Origin of the sequence: Enterococcus sp. 7E2_DIV0204 (assembly GCF_002140855.1) — a bacterium.
Taxonomy (GTDB): Bacteria; Bacillota; Bacilli; order Lactobacillales; family Enterococcaceae; genus Enterococcus_L; species Enterococcus_L lemimoniae.
Genome location: NZ_NGKY01000010.1, coordinates 1 through 1,892, shown reverse-complemented (window position 1 = coordinate 1,892; position 1,892 = coordinate 1). Strand labels below are relative to the sequence as shown.

General features: G+C 33.1%; 2 protein-coding genes. Both read right to left on the bottom strand.

What is annotated here, in order from left to right:
• Positions 1 to 316 precede the first annotated feature (316 nt).
• A complete protein-coding gene (locus A5819_RS18860; RefSeq protein ID WP_139843569.1) occupies positions 317 to 781 on the bottom strand; it encodes a DUF536 domain-containing protein in 465 nt (154 codons plus the stop codon).
• Positions 774 to 1,892: replication initiation protein (locus tag A5819_RS18855; protein WP_086353117.1), on the bottom strand; the 1,119-nt coding region annotated here is incomplete at its 5' end. The genes A5819_RS18855 and A5819_RS18860, both read right to left, overlap by 8 nt.

Sequence of the window (1,892 nt, the reverse complement as noted above, 5' to 3'; positions counted from 1 at the left end):
ATATCTAACAAGTCCCCTTCATTCCTACATTTTGATGATTGTGAGTTTGTGAAATTCTCATTGTGAGTTTAGGGGACAGTGTTATTTTAACCACTAACTAAAATGTAAGTTGTAATCAACGTTACAAGTGCTACTGAAGAGACAATCATAATTATACCTCCTGAATCATTTTGATTATTATATTTTACATGATTACCATTTTTGTATTCATTTGTGTTGCTATATGAGTAATAAAGTGAATATATTTATTATCTTATTTCTGGTGATTCGGTCAATAAGATATCCTGGAAGATACTCATTTATTGAGTATCTTTTTTTATTTCTTCAGAAAATGCCACCACTTTTTGTCTTGTACTGAATCAGGATCAGGTTGTTGTTCTTCAGCTGAAGCCTTTTTCTCTTCAGACGTTTCAGAGCCAATTTGTAATTGCGCTTCTAGCTGTTCGATTCGCTTATTCGACTGAAGGGTCAGTTGTTGTTGTTGATCCAATAATTTTTGTAATTCAGACACTTGATTTTTGAGATCAATCTTATCTTGTTTTAAATCAGAAATTACAACATCTTTTAGTATGGTAACCTCGTTGTTTTGGTTGCTGTCTTGGTTGTCGGTAACAGTGGTAACTCTATTTCTTATAAAATCTTGTACATCAGCGTTTAAAGTGTGAACTCGACCTGTTTTAGTTACTGATAACGTTGGCGGTAACCTTGCTAAATGTTTTCTAATAGCTTGTTTAGAGATACCTAACTCTTCAGCAAGTTCTTTTATTGTTTTGTCAGCCAATATTCTCACCTTCAGACTGTGCCTTGTGTAAAATAGGATCCCAATATGTTTTTAAATCAAAAGCCATTAGAGTAGCTAATGTATCTAAAAATTGAGAAGCATTTGGCATTCTGTAGGTGTCAACTTTTCTAGCTTCAGAGAAAAGTTGGGCTTGATCTTCAAATGATTTATCACGCAACTGAATTGCTTTTTGAAAAAATTCTTCTTGAAGTTTTTTCTTTTTTTCCTCGTCCACTTTTTCCGCAAGACGGATATCTTCAGGAATAGATTCCGTACGAATAGGCTTCTTTTTACTATGTTTGTCTAGCTTTTCAAAATCTCTCCATTCGCCTGTTTTTTCCGCTTGCCATGTAAAGCAATATCCAGTAACAGGATTCCCTCTGGTATTCGCTTTAATCGGTGAAATTTTAAGTGCAGAAAAATAAGGAGTCAGTTCTTTTTGAATAGGTTTCAGCACACGTTCGTTAAAATTAGTAGGACGTTGTGTACTTTTAGGAACTTCTAAAGCAGTAAACAGTTCTTCTTTTGAGAATTCCTTTTTACCAACAGTTCGCCATTGTTTTAACAGCCTATACATGGTTTTCGCGTATGTAGATCGAATGTTTGTAAACTGTTTTAACTCAAACTTTGTAAATTCAGCTTGTAGCTGATTTAAAATATACTCAAAATCTTCAGAAACACGAATCTCTAATGTCATGTCAGACAGATCGTCTGTCCATGTTGCATAAAAACGTTGAAATAATATCATTGAAGCATAGGAGTTACTTGTTTCTTCTCGATAGCGCAGATTTTCTAATTTATCAGATAATTGTTTCATGGTATTCCTGAAGTCTTTAGAATTTTTATTGTTATAGCTAGCAAAATCTTGTAGATCACTTTTTGAAAACTTTAAAACGTCAGTTCCTCTATCTCTTGCTTGTGTAATGATACCAAAGAAAAAGTTTTGTTCTTCTTCAGTCCATAAGCGCATAGGAATAGTATTTAAAGAGTTATGATACAAAGTCATTTCTTGCATATAAACTACACATCCTTTTCTTGTAGTCCAAGTATACACAAAAATATTATAAAATACAATTCCAGTTTTGTAGTTCAAGAAGTCCAGTTTTGTAGT